Annotated in this window: 19 protein-coding genes; 8 read left to right on the top strand and 11 right to left on the bottom strand. The window is 62.4% G+C overall.

Annotated elements, in window-relative coordinates; all coding sequences use genetic code 11:
- The first annotated feature begins 39 nt into the window (after positions 1–39).
- Complete coding sequence (locus tag Q1A89_RS06840; protein WP_299725223.1) at positions 40–1,233, top strand: peptidoglycan DD-metalloendopeptidase family protein; 1,194 nt, start codon at positions 40–42, stop codon at positions 1,231–1,233.
- A gap of 21 nt (positions 1,234–1,254) precedes the next feature.
- Here Q1A89_RS06840 and Q1A89_RS06835 read toward each other — a convergent pair whose 3' ends face one another.
- From Q1A89_RS06835 to Q1A89_RS06820, 4 genes are read right to left on the bottom strand one after another with little or no spacing between them, the layout of a single operon-like run.
- Complete coding sequence (locus tag Q1A89_RS06835; RefSeq protein WP_299725221.1) at positions 1,255–2,097, bottom strand: ATP-binding protein; 843 nt, start codon at positions 2,095–2,097, stop codon at positions 1,255–1,257.
- Positions 2,094–3,011 carry a twin-arginine translocase subunit TatC gene (locus tag Q1A89_RS06830; RefSeq protein ID WP_299725219.1) on the bottom strand — a complete coding sequence of 306 codons (918 nt, stop codon included), beginning with the start codon at positions 3,009–3,011 and terminating at the stop codon, positions 2,094–2,096. The genes Q1A89_RS06835 and Q1A89_RS06830 overlap by 4 nt, the downstream gene beginning before the upstream one ends.
- Complete coding sequence (gene tatB / locus Q1A89_RS06825; RefSeq protein ID WP_299725217.1) at positions 3,004–3,483, bottom strand: Sec-independent protein translocase protein TatB; 480 nt, start codon at positions 3,481–3,483, stop codon at positions 3,004–3,006. Before tatB ends, Q1A89_RS06830 begins: the two co-directional genes overlap by 8 nt.
- A 3-nt stretch (positions 3,484–3,486) precedes the next feature.
- Positions 3,487–3,720, bottom strand: coding sequence for a twin-arginine translocase TatA/TatE family subunit (locus tag Q1A89_RS06820; RefSeq protein WP_299725214.1), 234 nt, complete (start codon positions 3,718–3,720; stop codon positions 3,487–3,489).
- Between the two features lie 210 nt (positions 3,721–3,930).
- On the opposite strand from Q1A89_RS06820, the gene Q1A89_RS06815 reads away from it, so the two are divergent.
- Positions 3,931–4,233, top strand: coding sequence for a hypothetical protein (locus Q1A89_RS06815; RefSeq protein ID WP_299725212.1), 303 nt, complete (start codon positions 3,931–3,933; stop codon positions 4,231–4,233).
- Between the two features lies 1 nt (position 4,234).
- The gene (locus Q1A89_RS06810; RefSeq protein WP_299725210.1) at positions 4,235–4,906 is read left to right on the top strand and encodes a YafY family protein; all 672 of its coding nucleotides are present in this window, start codon (positions 4,235–4,237) and stop codon (positions 4,904–4,906) included.
- 268 nt (positions 4,907–5,174) lie between these two features.
- Here Q1A89_RS06810 and Q1A89_RS06805 read toward each other — a convergent pair whose 3' ends face one another.
- From Q1A89_RS06805 to Q1A89_RS06780, 6 genes are all read right to left on the bottom strand, one after another.
- Positions 5,175–5,513, bottom strand: coding sequence for a hypothetical protein (locus Q1A89_RS06805; RefSeq protein WP_299725208.1), 339 nt, complete (start codon positions 5,511–5,513; stop codon positions 5,175–5,177).
- An 86-nt stretch (positions 5,514–5,599) separates the two neighbouring features.
- Positions 5,600–5,935 (bottom strand): Lin0512 family protein, encoded by a 336-nt coding sequence (locus Q1A89_RS06800; protein ID WP_299725206.1) that lies wholly within the window; start codon positions 5,933–5,935, stop codon positions 5,600–5,602.
- Positions 5,932–6,267, bottom strand: a complete 336-nt coding sequence (locus Q1A89_RS06795; RefSeq protein ID WP_299725204.1) for a Lin0512 family protein — start codon at positions 6,265–6,267, stop codon at positions 5,932–5,934. The genes Q1A89_RS06800 and Q1A89_RS06795 overlap by 4 nt, the downstream gene beginning before the upstream one ends.
- Complete coding sequence (locus tag Q1A89_RS06790; protein ID WP_299726139.1) at positions 6,267–7,322, bottom strand: ABC transporter ATP-binding protein; 1,056 nt, start codon at positions 7,320–7,322, stop codon at positions 6,267–6,269. Before Q1A89_RS06790 ends, Q1A89_RS06795 begins: the two co-directional genes overlap by 1 nt.
- Positions 7,323–7,491: 169 nt before the next feature.
- On the bottom strand, positions 7,492–8,616 hold the full coding sequence (locus Q1A89_RS06785; RefSeq protein WP_299725202.1) for a DNA alkylation repair protein: 1,125 nt from the start codon (positions 8,614–8,616) through the stop codon (positions 7,492–7,494).
- Positions 8,617–8,682: 66 nt separating this feature from the next.
- Entirely contained in the window at positions 8,683–9,462 is a 780-nt protein-coding gene (locus Q1A89_RS06780; RefSeq protein ID WP_299725200.1) for an SDR family oxidoreductase, read from the bottom strand.
- 136 nt (positions 9,463–9,598) lie between these two features.
- Here Q1A89_RS06780 and Q1A89_RS06775 point away from each other — a divergent pair, with 136 nt between their 5' ends.
- The gene (locus Q1A89_RS06775; protein WP_299725198.1) at positions 9,599–10,603 is read left to right on the top strand and encodes a Hint domain-containing protein; all 1,005 of its coding nucleotides are present in this window, start codon (positions 9,599–9,601) and stop codon (positions 10,601–10,603) included.
- A gap of 1 nt (position 10,604) precedes the next feature.
- Here Q1A89_RS06775 and Q1A89_RS06770 read toward each other — a convergent pair whose 3' ends face one another.
- Positions 10,605–10,970: a nuclear transport factor 2 family protein gene (locus Q1A89_RS06770; protein WP_299725196.1), complete on the bottom strand. Its 366-nt coding sequence runs from the start codon at positions 10,968–10,970 to the stop codon at positions 10,605–10,607.
- A gap of 199 nt (positions 10,971–11,169) precedes the next feature.
- Between Q1A89_RS06770 and Q1A89_RS06765 the strand changes: the two genes are divergently transcribed.
- The 4 genes from Q1A89_RS06765 (at position 11,170) to Q1A89_RS06750 (ending at position 16,338) form a co-directional block, all read left to right on the top strand.
- Positions 11,170–12,768, top strand: coding sequence for a peptide chain release factor 3 (locus tag Q1A89_RS06765; RefSeq protein WP_299725194.1), 1,599 nt, complete (start codon positions 11,170–11,172; stop codon positions 12,766–12,768).
- Positions 12,769–12,772: 4 nt separating this feature from the next.
- Positions 12,773–13,723 (top strand): glycosyltransferase family 2 protein, encoded by a 951-nt coding sequence (locus tag Q1A89_RS06760; protein WP_299725192.1) that lies wholly within the window; start codon positions 12,773–12,775, stop codon positions 13,721–13,723.
- A 4-nt stretch (positions 13,724–13,727) separates the two neighbouring features.
- Complete coding sequence (locus Q1A89_RS06755; RefSeq protein ID WP_299725190.1) at positions 13,728–14,663, top strand: glycosyltransferase family 2 protein; 936 nt, start codon at positions 13,728–13,730, stop codon at positions 14,661–14,663.
- Positions 14,664–14,856: 193 nt separating this feature from the next.
- The gene (locus Q1A89_RS06750) at positions 14,857–16,338 is read left to right on the top strand and encodes a DEAD/DEAH box helicase (protein WP_299725188.1); all 1,482 of its coding nucleotides are present in this window, start codon (positions 14,857–14,859) and stop codon (positions 16,336–16,338) included.

Here is a 16,338-nt window from a genome sequence, read left to right as displayed (position 1 = left end):
CACCCCCACCTCAGAGGGGTCCGGCAGAGGACGACGCAGATGATTTCGACACCTTCCCACATACCTTCCGGGGGGCGCCGCCCGCGTGCGCGCCTGTTGATTGCAACCGCAGCGCTTGCCGCCCTTGTGGCCTGCGACGAACCGCTTGATTTCGACCTGCGCGGGCCCGAGGGCGGGTTCAACACCCGCGCCGCGGCGCGCAATGCAACGGTGGACCGGCCGGCGGCGGATGCGCGCGGCGTGATCTCCTATCCCAACTACCAGGTCGCCGTCGCACGGCGCGGCGACACCCTCAACGATGTGGCCGCCCGCGTTGGCCTGCCTGCGGACGAATTGGCGCGCTATAACGGCATCGCCGTGGATGTGCCCCTGCGCAAGGACGAGGTCATTGCCCTGCCCCGGCGCGTCTCCGAACCGACAACTGGCATCATCGGGGCTCCGACCGGAGTTGATGTGACAACGCTTGCAGGCTCCGCCATCGACCGGGCCGAACCGACCCCGGCCAGCCCCTCGGTCTCGACAGCCCCCCTGCCCCCGACGGGTCAGGAACCGGTGCGTCACAAGGTCGAACGGGGCGAAACCGCCTTCACCATCGCGCGGCTTTATCAGGTGCCGGTCAAATCGCTGGCCGAATGGAACGGGCTTGATGCCAGCTTCTCCGTGCGCGAGGGGCAGTTCCTGCTGATCCCCGTCGCCCGCGTCGCAGCACCGGCGCGCGATACCGCAGCGCCAACGACCCTGCCGGGTGCCGGATCCACCACACCGACACCCCCCAGCGCGACCAAACCGTTGCCGCAGGATGACACGACCAATGACACCGCCACTGCGCCCAAACCGACCGCCCCCGTGGCCGATGTGGGAGAAACCACCGCGACCCCGGCGGCTGTCATGCGCCTGCCCGTGCAGGGCAGTATCATCCGTCCCTACGCCAAGGGCCGCAATGAGGGCATCGACATCAAGGCCGCGCCCGGCGCACCAGTCAATGCCGCCGCCGCAGGCACCGTGGCCGCGATCACCAAAAGTGCCGATGGCATCCCGATCATCGTTGTGCGCCATCCCAACAATCTGCTCACGGTCTATGCCAATGTGGACGGGGTCAAAGTGGCCAAGGGCGATTCCGTGCGTCAGGGTCAGGCCATCGCGCAATTGCGCAGCAACGACGATCAGGCCTTTGTGCATTTCGAAGTGCGGGACGGCTTTGACAGCGTCGATCCCGGCAACTACCTGCCCTAAGCGATGCTTGGGTGTGGTCCGCTACAGGGCCACACCGCGTCGACCCGCAAGATCACAGAAATACTGCCATGCCACTCGGCCCGACCGCGCCCCGCGCGTCGCCTGCCACTCGATGGCCTCGGCCCACAGCGTGTCATCGTCGATCTCGACCCCGTAGGCGGCGCAATAGGCCCGGATCATCGCCAGATACTGGTCCTGATCGCAGGCGTGAAAGCCCAGCCACAGACCAAACCGGTCCGACAGCGACACCTTTTCCTCAACCGCTTCGGACGGGTTGATCGCTGACCCCCGTTCGTTCTCGATCATGTCGCGCGGCATCAGGTGGCGACGGTTCGACGTGGCATAAAGGATCACGTTATCCGGGCGCCCCTCGATCCCACCATCCAGCACCGCCTTGAGGGATTTGTAGTGCTGATCGTCGTGAGAAAAACTCAGATCGTCGCAATAAAGGACAAAGCGGGCCGTCTCGGCCTGCCGCAACACGGACAGCAAGCGACCGACGGAAGGTAAGTCTTCACGGTGCAGTTCCACAATCTTCAGTTGTGGGTATTCGGCTTCAAGTGCGCCGTGTATTGCCTTGACAAGGCTTGATTTTCCCATACCACGCGCACCCCACAACAGGGCGTTGTTTGCAGGCAGCCCATCGGCAAACTGACGGGTGTTGGCAAGCAGCGTGTCGCGCGAACGATCCAGCCCCAAGAGCAGATCGAGCGGGATGCGCGACACCTCGGCCACCGGCTCCAACCGGTCCGGCCCCGTCTGCCAGACAAAGGCGCCGCTCGCGTCAAAATCGGGGGGCGCCATCGGCGCGGGCGACATCCGCTCAAGGGCCGCCGCAATGCGATCCATCGGGTCGTCGATCACTTCACGTCTTCCTCGGGCAGATCGTCCTCGTCTTCGTCGTCATAATACCCTTCGGCGCGCAGCTTGGCCTCGCGCTTTTCCTCGACACGGGCGACAAGGAAAATCGAAATCTCGTAAAGGCCGTAGACCACCGTGAACAGGATGCCTTGGGTGATGACATCGGGCGGGGTCACAAGGGCGGCCAGCACCAGAATGCCCACCATCGCGTATTTGCGCACATTGGCGAGGCCCTCGGCGCTCACCAGCCCGGCCTTGCCCATCAGGGTCAAAAGCACCGGCAGCTGAAAGCACAGGCCAAAGGCCATGATGAATTTCAGCGTGATATCAAGGCTTTCGTTGACCTTGCCGAAGAAGGTGATGCGGATGCCATCGCTGGTCTCGGGTGCGGCAGGCACGGCCACATCCGGCACCGTCTCGGGACTGACAAAACCGCTCATGAGCCCGGCGATGATCGAGGGCACATCGGCAAAACCAAGGAAAAACGCCATCGCCAGCGGGGTCACCACGAAATGGGCAAAGCTCGCGCCAAGGAAAAACATCAGGGGCGACGCGATCAGAAAGGGCAGAAAGGCGTTCTTTTCCTGCCGGTAGAGGCCGGGCGCCACAAAGCGCCACATCTGGAACCCAATCACCGGAAAGGCGAGCGCAAAGCCGAACACCATCGAGATGCGGAACAGCGTGAACAGGTATTCCTGCGGGCTGGTATATTGCATCGTCGGGGACGGATCGCCCAGATCGCGCAGGGTTTCCTCGATCGGGCCCAGCAGGAACTGCAGGATCGGTTCAGCCACCGTAAAGGCCAGCACGATCCCGACGATAAACGCCATGACCGAGCGGATCAGCCGTGTGCGCAGCTCTGCCAGATGCTCGATCAGCGGCGCGGTGCTGTCATCCATGTCGGGCGTATCAGCCATCTTTTGTCTCTTTCGCCGGTGCAGGCGGAGGTGCCGCCGCCTCCAGTTCCTCGGCCTTCTTCAGTGCATCCGCCGCTTCCTTGGCCTTTCGTTCGGCTTGGGCGCGGGCGGTCTTGGCCTGGATTTTACGTGCGTTTTCAGCGCGCTCAGCCTTGTCGGCGGCCATCTTGGCCGTCTCGCTGTCCGGATCGAGGTTGCTGAGGGAAGAGGTCACATCCCTGGCCGCATCCTTGACCCCATCCATGGCCGAGCCCACCGGGTTGGTGGCGGTGCGGATGGTCTTCTGGATGTCCTTCACACCAGCATCGTCTGCGGCCTGGTTCATGGCGGACGAAAACTCGCGCGCCATGCCCTTGGCCTTGCCGACCCAGCGGCCGACATTGCGAAACAGCACGGGCAGGTCTTTGGGGCCGATCACGATCAACGCGACGATCCCGACCACCAGCATCTCGGTCCAGCCGAGGTCGAACATGGATCAGACCTTGTCTTTTTCGGACTTGGTCACGATGTCCTCGGCCTCGGGTGTGATGTCCTTGACCTCGGCCATATCGTCTTCCATCTCCTTCTGGCCATCATTGATGCCCTTCTTGAAGCTGGTGATGCCTTTGCCGACTTCGCCCATCAGGCTCGAAATCTTGCCGCGGCCAAACAGAACCAGGACCACAACTGCAATCAGCAGAATTCCGGGCAATCCAATATTGTTCAACATATCAGTTCTCCTATCCGTGCGGCATGGGCCGCCTGTCGCGCACTTACTTACGGACCGCGATGCGCCGGGACCAGACATAGCGCCCTGTCCGGGCGTGCGTTTGGTGACATTAATGCGATTTTTCCGGCTGGCGCGCATCCAACTGACAGGTTAGTGTCAGTTGGACCCTGCCATATCCACCCCATCAACACATGATGGGAGATTAAAATCATGACAAAGACCGCCGAAATCGTCACCTTCCGCCTGAAACCGGGCACTGATCCTGCCGCCTTTGCCAAGGCCGCGCAGGCCATGATGCCATTTCTGGACAGCACGGGCGACATGATCGCGCGCACGCTCAGCTGTGACGCAAATGGGCTCTGGACCGATCATATCGTCTGGACGAACCAAGCAGCCGCCGAGGCCGCGGCCAAGGCCATGTTCAAACGTCCCGAGGCCGAACCCTTCATGGCCCTCATTGACCCCGAGGGCATGGACATGCGCCACGCCGACATCCACCTCACCCCGGAGTAGCATGCGCCGCACCGACCGCCTTTTCGACATCATCCAGATCCTGCGCGACGGGCAGTTGCACCGCGCGCAGGACATGGCCGAGACGCTCGAGGTGTCGGTGCGCACGATCTACCGCGACATGGACACGCTGGTGGCCTCCGGCGTGCCGGTGCAGGGCGAGCGCGGCGTCGGCTACATGATCACCGAAGCGATCAGCCTGCCCCCCCTCACCTTGACCGTCGAGGAACTCGAGGCGCTCAACCTCGGCATGGCCATTGTGGCCGAGGCCGCCGACCCCGCCCTCAAATCCGCCGCGCAAAGCCTCGCAGACAAGATCGACGCCGTGCTGCCCGAACGCACCGTAAGGGACGCGGACAAGTGGAAATTCGCCGTCTACCCGTTTGCAGATGCGGTGCGTGGCTTTGGCCAGATGCCGACTCTGCGCGCCGCCATCCGCGCCCGACAAAAACTGCGACTGACCTATCACTCCAAGGGCGACCGGATCACGACGCGCACCATCCGGCCCTTGCACATGGAATACTGGGGTCGGGTCTGGACGCTGACAGCGTGGTGCGAGTTGCGCGACGCCTTCCGCGTTTTCCGCGTGGACCTGATCCAATCGGCCGAGGCTTTGCCGCAGATGTTCGTGGACGAACCGGGCAAAACCCTCGCGGACTACGACCCGAACCTGTGAGGCATGGTGGATGGGCCGTTGGCCTGAAGTGCTGCCCAAAAACTAAGGTGTTCGAGAGTGTTTACAGTCGGATTGGCACGCAAGAAGGACACAAAGAACCACCGTTCGAACAACGCACCACCCGCCCGGAATCAAGCCGCAGGCGCCGGGCAATAGCGCACTTCAATGGCCCCAAAACGTCGTCCGTAGGGCGGGCTTCAGCCCACCAAGCCTGTCAAGATACAAAGCGCACTGGGGTCCGCTCTGCGGATGAAGCTGCCGTTCGCAGTCATTTAAGATTGGGTGCAATCTCCAGCAACTTCGCCAACTGGTCTGCGCTGTCGAAGTTTTCCGGCATTCGATCGCGTTTCCCCCCCCATTGTTTTGTCACGGCCCAGCTGCGTCGATACGCTTTGACAGAAGCAATGATTGTTTCCTTGGCACGCGCTGACGCTGCCGGACAGTCGTCAAAGCCAGGCTCCCATAGGCAGCAAGGGCAAATCGTTACTCCGATTTCTCCCCCATTCTTAGAATACGCCGGAGATGATGCAAAATCTGGAAAGCCACAAACAGGGCAGAGCAGAGAGCCGCTATCATTCGTAACGTTAAATGAAAGTGGGTTTTTCATTCATTACTTCTAGGTCAAGGCTCATTTCAGATGCAACGCCATAACTGATGGCAAGACGTAGTCCGCTTTTGGCCCAAACCCGCCCCTCACCGCACCGGCAGAAACACTTCCAATGCCGCCACCGCCATCACAGCCACATCTCCAGCCACGGGCACATCGAGCCCGCCGGGTTCAACGACGACTTCGACCGACCCGTAGGGCAGCAACCCCGCAATCACGTCGACATCCACCGCCTCTGGGCGCGGCACGCCGATGTGAACCACCACGCGCATCACATCCCGCTCCAGCCCCAGCGTCCCGAAGATCGGCAGGGACGCGCCCTGCAAGGCCTGCTCGACCGCGCGGCGTGCTGCCTTGGTGTCATCGCGCCCGTGCAGGTCAACGCCCTGGGCCATCTCTATGATCAGACGTTGTTCACTCATGATGCCACCGACACGATCAGCGCCGCTTGCGCCATGACGGTGGGGTTGCCCACGCCTTCGGGACGAACGACATCGAGCCCACCCTTTTCCACCACAAACGAGGTCTGACCGTAAGGAAAGGCTGCCGCCAGCACGTCGACATCCACCTCTTCGGGGCGGGCGCAACCGATGCGCACATCGATCACCATGTCCTGTTTGGCGACCCCCATATACTCCGCCAGATTGATCGAATTGCGCCACAGCGCGGCGCGCACGGCCCGTTCAGCGGCCTGGGTGTAGTCACCCCGGCGCAGGGATGTCCCGAGGCCAAATTCCACAATCATCGGTCCCATCAGATGCCCTCCTTGGCGGGGAATACAAAACACTTGTCGCGCCGGATGCGCAGCCACATCAACGTCTCAGCCGCTGGCAGAAAGACCCCAGGCACGGTGACCTTGATGACGGATGCGTCGTGATCAAGGCGAAACTCCACAAGGCTCTCATTGCCCATGAAGCGGGCGCGGATCACCTCTGCGCGCGCCGCCGTGCCTTCGGCCGCCGTGGGGCCGGGCCCAACACCTGCGCGATCAAAGTCGATCTTCACGTGCTGGGGGCGAAACACGATGTCGACGGGCGTGCCATCCGGCACACCGGGGGCCAGAAAGCGGCCAAAGGGGGTCATCGCAAGCGCTCCCTCGACCGTGGCACGCAAGCGGTTGGCATCGCTGAAAAACGCAACGGCGGCGCGGTCCACGGGGCGGGTATAGACGTTGTAGGGCGCACCGCGCTGCACGATCCGCCCATCGCGCATCAACGCAATCTCGTCCGCCATGCGCATCGCCTCGTCAGGTTCATGGGTGACCAGCAGAACGGCGGTATCCTCTTCCTTGAGGATCGCCAGCGTTTCGTCCCGAATGCCGTCGCGCAGGCGGTTGTCGAGGCCGGAAAACGGCTCGTCCATCAGCATGATGCGCGGGCGCGGCGCGAGCGCACGGGCCAGCGCAATGCGCTGCTGTTCGCCGCCCGAGAGCTGATGAGGGAACATGTCGATAAAGCGCTCCATACGCACACGGGCCAGCATTTCCTCGACCCGGGCGCGCTTTTCCGCCTTCGATCCGCCCAGGCCATAGGCGACATTGCCCGCCACACTCAGATGAGGAAACAGGGCAAAGTCCTGAAACATCAACCCGATCTCGCGCCGCTCTGGCGGCACGCGAAACCTGGTGTCGCAGATCAGCGCACCATCCACATAGATCTCACCCGAATCCTGCATCTCGACCCCGGCGATCATGCGCAGGGTGGTGGACTTGCCACAGCCCGAGGGGCCCAGCAGACAGGTCACCTGCCCGGGCTGGATGGTCAGGCTCACACCATCCACCACCCGTCGCCCGCCAAAGCTGCGCACCATGTCGCGGATTTCCAGCCGAGGCGCCGTCACTTGGGTCACGTCCAGACACCATTCCCGATCAAAACAGTCGGGAGGTATCAGGCCCGGCCCGCCCCCGCAAGCACCGGTGCGCAGGTCGGGGTCGGCGGGTGGGCGCCTTTGCCAAAGGCAAACAGCGCACGCGCCGCCCTCAACAAATCTCGAACGACGTCTCGGCCCGGTCCACCCCGTTGACCTGCACCACCAGCCCATGCACGCCGGGATGCAACTCAAACGTGGTTGCATTGGCCTTGAGCTTGTGCACTTTCTTCAACACCAGCGGCTTGCCCGCGCGCACCTCACCGACCTTCAGCTTGAACACTTTTTCGCCGCTGCGCCCGCCGGGGCGGGCAAAGCGGATGCGGTAATCAACCAGAACCGGCACCGCAGCGTCGGCCCCCAGCACCACCTCGAATTCCAGCGCCGCACCCAGTTTTACTTTTGGCGTGGCCACCGACACGGCCACCGTGACCGGCGCGTCCGGCACATAGCCCAACATTTCCATCGCACCCGGATGACCGTCCTTGACCAGCGTGCGCAGGGCATGGCGACGCATCCACGCCGGCTCAGCCGGTTTTTGCGTGCCTGCCGCCTCCCATTGCGCCAGACGGGTCAGCACCGCATCCGCATCGCTCTTGGCCACATCATTGAGGTGGTTTGCAACCGAGCGAGTGACAAAACGGGTCGGATCGCCCTGCAACAGATCAAGCAGCGGCAGGGCTTGGGCCGAGGTGATGTCGATTTTGCGCGCCCAGGGCAGCTTGGGCCGCGTCCCCTCGCTCACCAGACGGCGCACGTGGTAGTTGTCGTCCCGTGCCCAGGCCTCCAGCCGCGCCAGCGTTTCTTCGGGCCAGCGGTTCAGAAAGGCGCGGATGTAGAACTCCATCGAAAAGCGCTGCGTGGCCGCATAAAGCAGATCAAGCGCCCGGTCGCGATGGTCCTCAAGCCCGTGGCGCACGGCCAAAATGCCCGGCACCGCATGAACGAAGCGGCCAAAGTCGTCATCCCGCAGGGTCGGGTCCAGCGGCGGCGTCATCGTCGCCTCCAACTGATCCGCCATGGTGGGGAAATCCGGGGCCAGATAGGGCTCCAGACAGTCGGCAAACCAGTCAAGGCACTCAAGCAGCGTGCGCTCAGCCACACCACCCAGGGCGGCGGCGTGAAACCTGTCCCGCTCAAAGCCCGGAAGGGTGGTAAACTGGTCCGCCAGATCACCTAAACTTTGGGCGTTAAACAGCTGATCCTTCAGCGAAAACGTGGCCGGGGCTTTCGCCATCACATCCCTTTCCCTTGTGCGCAGAGCGCAGCACCCGGCAAGGGCGCTACAATCAACAAATTGACCTCAGATCGTCGCCAGAGTCGCCCCGCCATCCAGCAGCAGGTTCTGACCCACGATGAACCCTGCATGGGTCGAGCACAGGAACGCACAGGCCGCACCAAACTCCTCACGCGTGCCATAGCGGCCCGCCGGAATAGTGGCCGCGCGCTGCGCGCGGGCTTCCTCCAACGTGATGCCCTGATTTTCGGCCACGGGCCCGTCCAGCGCATTGGCGCGGTCCGTGGCGTGAATGCCCGGCAACAGGTTGTTGATGGTCACACCTGATGCGGCCACCTGCCGCGAGGTGCCTGCGACATAGCCCGTCAGGCCCGTGCGCGCCGCATTGGACAGGCCCAGCACGGCGATGGGGGCCTTGACCGATTGCGAGGTGATGTTGACCACCCGGCCCCAGCCGCGATCCATCATGCCCGGCACCAGCGCCTTGATCAGTGCGATGGGGGCCAGCATATTGGAATCCAGCGCTGTAATGAAATCATCGCGATCCCAGTCGTGCCACATGCCCGGAGGCGGCCCGCCCGCGTTGTTGACCAGAATGTCGATATTGCCCGCCGCCTCGATCAGGGCCGCCTGCCCGTTCTGGGTCGACACGTCGGCCGCCACCGTCTCGACCTCGACCCCGTGGGCGGTGCGGATCGCGTCCGCTGCGGCCTCCAGCGCATCCACGCCGCGCGCGTTCATCACAAGGTTCACCCCCGCCGCTGCCAGCGCCTCGGCACAGCCCAGACCCAACCCCTTGGACGAGGCGCATACCACCGCCCGTTTGCCTGCGATTCCCAAATCCATGATCATCCCTCCTGTTCCGATTGCCCCATGGGTAGCGGCACGGATTGCGATGTGCCAGCAAAACACCGTGTCGTTGACCAAGGCGCGCCACAATTCTAAGCTAGGTTGCTGGAAACAACCAAGCAGTCAGAGGCGTATGACACCCGATCCCCATTCCGGTCCGGCCCAGAATCTGCCCGTTTTCCGGGCCGAGGATTTCCGGGTGAGCCAGGGGGCGAATCTGGGTGATCCGCTGTCGAGCCTCGATGATCTGATGCTCGACGATGTCTATTCGCTGCGCAGCGCGGCCACGCCGGGGCGTTTGACCCTGCATGCCAGTGACGCCGCCCACCTCACAATCGCCACGGAAAGTGACGTGGGCCGCGCGGGCGCTGACATCCATCTGGACTGTGCGCTGACGTTGATGTCGCCCGACGGGCAGATCACCGATGCAATTGTGCTGGTCGAGACGGATGCAAGCGGCGACATCGCACAGATCTACCTGTTGCCACTGGCCCCGCTCAGAGCGCGCACACCGTACGCCCTTGTTGGCACCGACCGCGACGAGGTGGCGACCAAGTTCGCCCACATGACCTGCGCCCGCTTCACCCGCGGCACATATATTACGCTGGCCTCCGGCGCACAGAAACCGATCGAGGATCTCGAGATCGGCGACCGGGTCCTGACCCGCAATGACGGCGCCAAAGAGGTGCGCTGGATTGGTCAAAGCACCGTGCGGGCCGTGGGCGATTTCGCCCCGATCTGCATCCGCGCAGGCGCGCTCAACAATGACCGCGACCTGATCGTCTCGCCCGATCACCGCCTGTTCATCTACCAGCGCAAGGACCGGCTGGGCGCGGGACGCTCGGAACTGCTGGTCAAGGCGCGCCACCTCGTGAACGGGGATTCGGTCGTGGTGCAGGATGGCGGCTTCGTCGATTATTTCGAGCTGCTCTTTGACAGCCACCAGATCATCTATGCCGAGGGGATCGCAGCGGAATCCATGCTGATCGACACCCGCACCCGCCCGGCCCTGCCCGACGAGGTCACTGCCGACCTGTCACAGCACATCAACGAAGGGCTCTCGGGTCTGGACGTCACCGAAACCCTGCTGGACCGGCCCGACGCAGCAGAACTGCTGCGCCGCGCGTCTTTGCGCTAGCTCACGCCCCGTAAAAGAACTCTTCTTGCACGATCTTGCCGTCCGCCACGGTATAAAGCGCGACTTCTTTCATGTCGGTCACCTCGCCGCTTTCCTTGTGCTTGACCTTGATCTCGAAAATCACGGCAAAGCGGTCTTCACCGCTGGGAAACGGGTCGGACACGTCGCCGCCCATCATCTCAAAGGTCGAATCCCACCATTCGTGCTTGCCCTTGATCGCCTCCAGACCTTGCACCTGACGTCCCTGCCCGTTGTCCATCGCCTCGATCGACACCGCATCCGCAGCGTAGAGCAGATCCAGGTTTTCGGCGGTCTTTCCGGTGCGGCATCCGTCGACGAGTTTGTTTGCAATTTCATCAAAGGTCATCGTGTCTCTCCATTTGCTGTGTGATGAGGTTGTAACCCGCACCCCCTGTCAGTTTCTGACAGTAGCCCCGCGACCCCGGACAGAATGCACCACTTCGGTGCACAACCTGTGCACAGTGTGTGTACGGGCTGTGTACCGCCGTTTTCGCCCCCAATCCGGTCCCGCTTGCCCCGGTTTGGCGCGCTCGCTATAGGGGGCCATGCCCAATAATCGCCCAGACCTGCCCCCCGAAATTGCCCGCCGCCGGACCTTTGCGATCATCTCGCACCCTGACGCTGGCAAGACCACGCTGACCGAGAAGTTCCTACTCTTTGGTGGGGCCATTCAGATGGCCGGACAGGTGCGTGCCAAGGGCGAGGCGCGGCGCACGCGCTCGGACTTCATGGCGATGGAGAAAGACCGGGGCATTTCGGTTTCGGCCTCGGCAATGTCCTTTGATTTCAAGACCTTCCGCTTTAACCTCGTGGACACACCCGGCCACTCGGACTTCTCCGAAGACACCTATCGCACCCTCACGGCCGTGGACGCGGCCATCATGGTGATTGACGGGGCCAAAGGTGTGGAAAGCCAGACGCAAAAGCTGTTCGAGGTCTGCCGCATGCGCGACCTGCCGATCCTGACCTTTTGCAACAAGATGGACCGCGAAAGCCGCGATACCTTTGAGATCATTGATGAAATTCAGGAAAATCTCGCCATTGACGTCACGCCAGCCAGTTGGCCCATCGGGGTGGGTCGCGACTTTATCGGCTGTTACGACATCCTGCGCGACCGGCTGGAACTCATGGACCGCGCCGACCGCAACAAGGTCGCCGAAAGCATCGAGATCAACGGCCTTGATGATCCAAAACTCGCCGAACATGTGCCCGCAGACCAGTTGAATACCCTGCGCGAAGAGCTTGAAATGGCTCGTGAATTGCTGCCGCCGCTCGATCACGCCGCGATGCTCGAAGGGTCATTGACCCCGATTTGGTTCGGCTCTGCCATCAACTCCTTTGGGGTCAAGGAACTGATGGATGGCATCGCCAATTACGGCCCCCAACCCCAGATCCAATCTGCTGAGCCCCGCCAGATTTTGCCAGAAGAAACAAAGGTTTCCGGCTTTGTTTTCAAGGTGCAGGCCAATATGGACCCCAAGCACCGCGACCGTGTCGCCTTTGTGCGTATGGCGTCCGGCCACTTCAAACGGGGGATGAAGCTGACCCATGTGCGCTCCAAAAAGCCGATGGCGATCACCAACCCGGTGATGTTCCTCGCCTCGGACCGCGAACTGGCCGAGGAAGCCTGGGCAGGCGACATCATGGGCATCCCGAACCACGGTCAGCTGCGCATTGGCGATACGTTAACCGAAGGTGAAGCTTTGCGTGTTACGGGTATCCCGTCCTTCGCGCCGGAGCTGCTGCAGGGCGTGCGCGCAGGCGATCCGCTGAAGTCCAAGCATCTGGAAAAGGCACTGATGCAATTTGCCGAGGAAGGGGCTGCAAAGGTCTTCAAACCCTCCATCGGGTCGGGCTTTATCGTCGGCGTCGTGGGCGCGCTGCAATTTGAAGTTCTGGCCAGCCGGATCGAGCTGGAATATGGCCTGCCGGTGCGCTTTGAGGCGTCGCAGTTCACATCCGCAAGATGGGTGAGCGGTGCCAAGCAAGCCGTTGAAAAATTTGAAGATATGAACAAGCAGCACATCGCCCATGACCACGACGGCGACATCGTTTACCTCACCCGTTTGCAATGGGATATCGACCGGATTGCACGCGACTACCCGGACGTGAAACTGACGGCGACCAAGGAAATGATGGTCTGATCCCATGGCGGACCTGATCCTCCCCGTGCCGCAACCGGTCCAGACCAATCCAGACCTGCCGCGTTGGGGGATCGTGTCGACGGTCAAGGGCTCGCCCCACCAGATCGCCCGCTTTATCGCTTATCACCTAGATCTTGGCGCCAACCGGGTCCACATCCATTTAGACGTTCCGGATCAAGTACTTGCCGAGCGTCTCGCGCATCCGAAGGTCCGCTTTACCCAATGTGATGATGCCTATTGGCAGGGCAAACCGAACCGCGCACGCAATACGCACCAGATGCGGCAGGCGTACAATGCCACCCGCCTCTACCGGATTTCGAAGCTCGACTGGCTGGCCCATATCGACGTGGACGAATTCCTGCTGCCCCCGGCCCCCATGCGCGAGTTGCTTGCCGCTGTCGATCCGTACGCGCCTTACGTGCAGGTGAACCCGGTCGAGATGCTGGACAGCGTCGGCGATCCGCATCACTTCAAGCGCCCCGTGCACGGCGCCACCAAGCGGGCGATCTACCCCACTTTTGGCGCCCATGTGCCCGGCGGTTTTATCAGCACGCAAAGCCCCAAGCTGATCGCGCGTACGGGCCTCGATGGGGTGCGCCAGGGCATCCATGCGCTGCGGGCAAATGGCAAGATCGTGCGCGGTGGGGTACTGATCGACGGGCTGGACCTGGGCCATGCCCACGCCCCGGATTTCGAGACTTTTCAACGACATATGGCCTACCGCCTCGACAAGGGCAGCTATCATGACCGCAAGGGCCACCTGAACCCGTTGGGCCACCTGATACGGGCGTTGCTCGACGATCCTGACCCGGACGCGCTGCGTGCATTCCATGGTGAAATGAACGGCACAAGCCCCGACCGGCTTGACCTGCTGGCGCGCCATGGCATGCTGGTCACGCGCACCCTTGATCTTGATGCCAAGGTGGCGCGGTATTTCGGCAAGCTGGAGGGCTGAGCCCATGACCACCTGGGGCCTTGCCGCCACCATCCTCGCACCCCCCCGCGATACCTTGCGCTTTGCCGCCTACCACCTCGATCTCGGCGCGCACCGGCTTTATATCTATCTCGATGCGGACACGCCCGATGCTTACAATACACTGAAATCGCATCCGAAAATCCGGGTGCAGACCTGCGATGAGGGACACTGGAAACGTCTGTGCGGCAAACGCCCCGACAAGCATCAGGTGCGCCAGACCGCGAACGCCACCCATGCCTATAACCGGCGGGCCGAGGTCGATTGGCTGATCCACATGGATGCCGATGAATTCCTTGTGCCAGACGGCGCGGTCACGGACGCGCTGGCCACAGTGCCTGCAGACGTGACCTCTGCCCGGGTGCGCCCGATGGAGCTGCTCGGGGGCAGCGCGGATGCGTTCAAGGCGTTCATCCCTGCCGATGGACAACGCCGCGCAGTGGTCGAGCAGATCTATCCGACATACGGCACGCACCTCAAGGGCGGCTTCCTCAGCCACGTGGCGGGAAAACTGTTTGTCCGCAGCGGGTTAGACGACATCTCGGTGCGGATCCACAACGCCTTTCAGGGTGACGATATCCTGCCTGATGCCGCAGTGCTTGCTGACATCGCACTCGCCCATTGCCATGCAAAGTCGTGGGAAGACTGGCAGGCAGCCTATGCCTACCGGCTCGACAAGGGGTCTTATCGGTCCGAGTTGAAGCCTGCGACCAAGCCCGAACAGGGCGGTTTGTCCCTGCACGATCTGTTCCGCAGCATCGAAGCCGAAGCAGGAACAGCAGGACTGCGCGCTTTTTATGACGAGGTCGTTGGGGACAGCGCCGATCTGCGCGCACGTCTGGAGGCGCATGGATTGTTACGCATCGCAGCGCTTGATCTGGACGGCGCGGTGGCCCGCCATTTTCCCGACGTCACGCTCTGACACTGCGCAACCCTTTGAAACCGATGCCATTTGACGCCACATTCCCTTTGATATGCGCTGCGGTTTGACGGCAGGCGACGCCTTTGCTATGGACGCGCAGCATGTCGGGGCTTTTGGCCTCCACTCAGGGCCATGCGGGCCGACATCAACAGACGCCGCGGGCCAAGTCAGTGTCCGCAACCCACGGACATACATGACAAAATTTTCTGATCTGAACCTGAATCCCAAGGTCCTCAAGGCAATTCAAGAGGCGGGATACGAAAACCCCACACCCATTCAGGCGGGTGCGATTCCCCCGGCCCTCGAAGGCCGCGACGTGTTGGGTATCGCCCAGACCGGCACCGGCAAGACGGCCAGCTTTACCCTGCCCCTCATCACCCAATTGGCCCGGGGCCGTGCACGTGCACGTATGCCGCGCAGCCTTGTGCTATGCCCCACACGGGAGCTGGCCGCGCAGGTGGCCGAGAACTTCGACACCTATGCCAAGCACGTCAAACTGAGCAAGGCGCTGCTGATCGGTGGTGTGAGCTTCAAAGAGCAGGACATCCTGATCGACAAGGGTGTGGATGTGCTGATCGCGACACCGGGCCGTCTGCTCGATCATTTCGAGCGCGGCAAGCTGATCCTGAATGACGTCAAGGTGATGGTCGTGGACGAAGCGGACCGGATGCTCGACATGGGGTTCATCCCCGACATCGAACGCATCTTCGGCCTCACGCCGTTCACCCGTCAGACGCTGTTTTTCTCGGCCACCATGGCGCCGGAAATCGAGCGGATCACCAACACCTTCCTGTCCAACCCGGAACGGATCGAAGTGGCGCGTCAGGCAACGGCCTCGGAAACCATCGAACAGGGTGTGGTCATGTTCAAAGGCTCGCGCCGCGACCGCGAGGCCAGCGAAAAGCGCAAGGTGCTGCGCCTGATGATCGACGCCGAAGGTGAGAAATGCACAAACGCGATCATCTTCTGCAACCGCAAGACGGATGTGGATATTGTCGCCAAGTCTTTGAAAAAATACGGATATGATGCGGCGCCAATCCACGGCGATCTGGACCAGTCGCAACGCACGCGCACGCTGGATGGCTTCCGCGCAGGCGAATTGCGCTTCCTTGTGGCCTCGGACGTGGCCGCGCGCGGGCTCGATGTGCCCTCGGTCAGCCACGTGTTCAACTTTGATGTGCCCAGCCACGCCGAAGACTATGTGCACCGTATTGGCCGCACGGGCCGTGCCGGTCGCGATGGCAAGGCGATGATGATTTGCGCACCGCGCGACGAGAAGAACTTTGACGCCATCGAAAAGCTGATCCAACGCGAGATCCCGCGCCTGGACAACCCGCTGGGCACACCCGCCCCGGCAGCCGAAGCCACGGAAGAACCCAAGGCCGAAAAGCCCAAACGCACCCGCGCCCCGCGCAAACCCAAGGCAGACGCGCCCGAGGCCGAAGCGGCGCCGGTTGAGGCCCCGCAAAGCGAGGCGCCCACACCTGTCGAGGCCGCGCCCGAGCAGGCGCAAGAGGCCAAGCCCGAGAAATCCACTGGCCGTGGTCGCGGATCAACAGGGGGCCGAGGCCGGTCGTCGAACCGCGAAGATCGCGGCGGCAACAAGGTTGTGGGTCTGGGCGATCACACGCCGAGCTTTATCGAACTCAGCTTTGAGGAACGCCGCGCAAGCTAG

This window comes from uncultured Tateyamaria sp., assembly GCF_947503045.1.
Lineage (GTDB): Bacteria > Pseudomonadota > Alphaproteobacteria > Rhodobacterales > Rhodobacteraceae > Tateyamaria.
The sequence above is the reverse complement of the archived record's forward strand: the minus strand, read 5'-3'. Positions and strand labels throughout refer to the sequence as shown.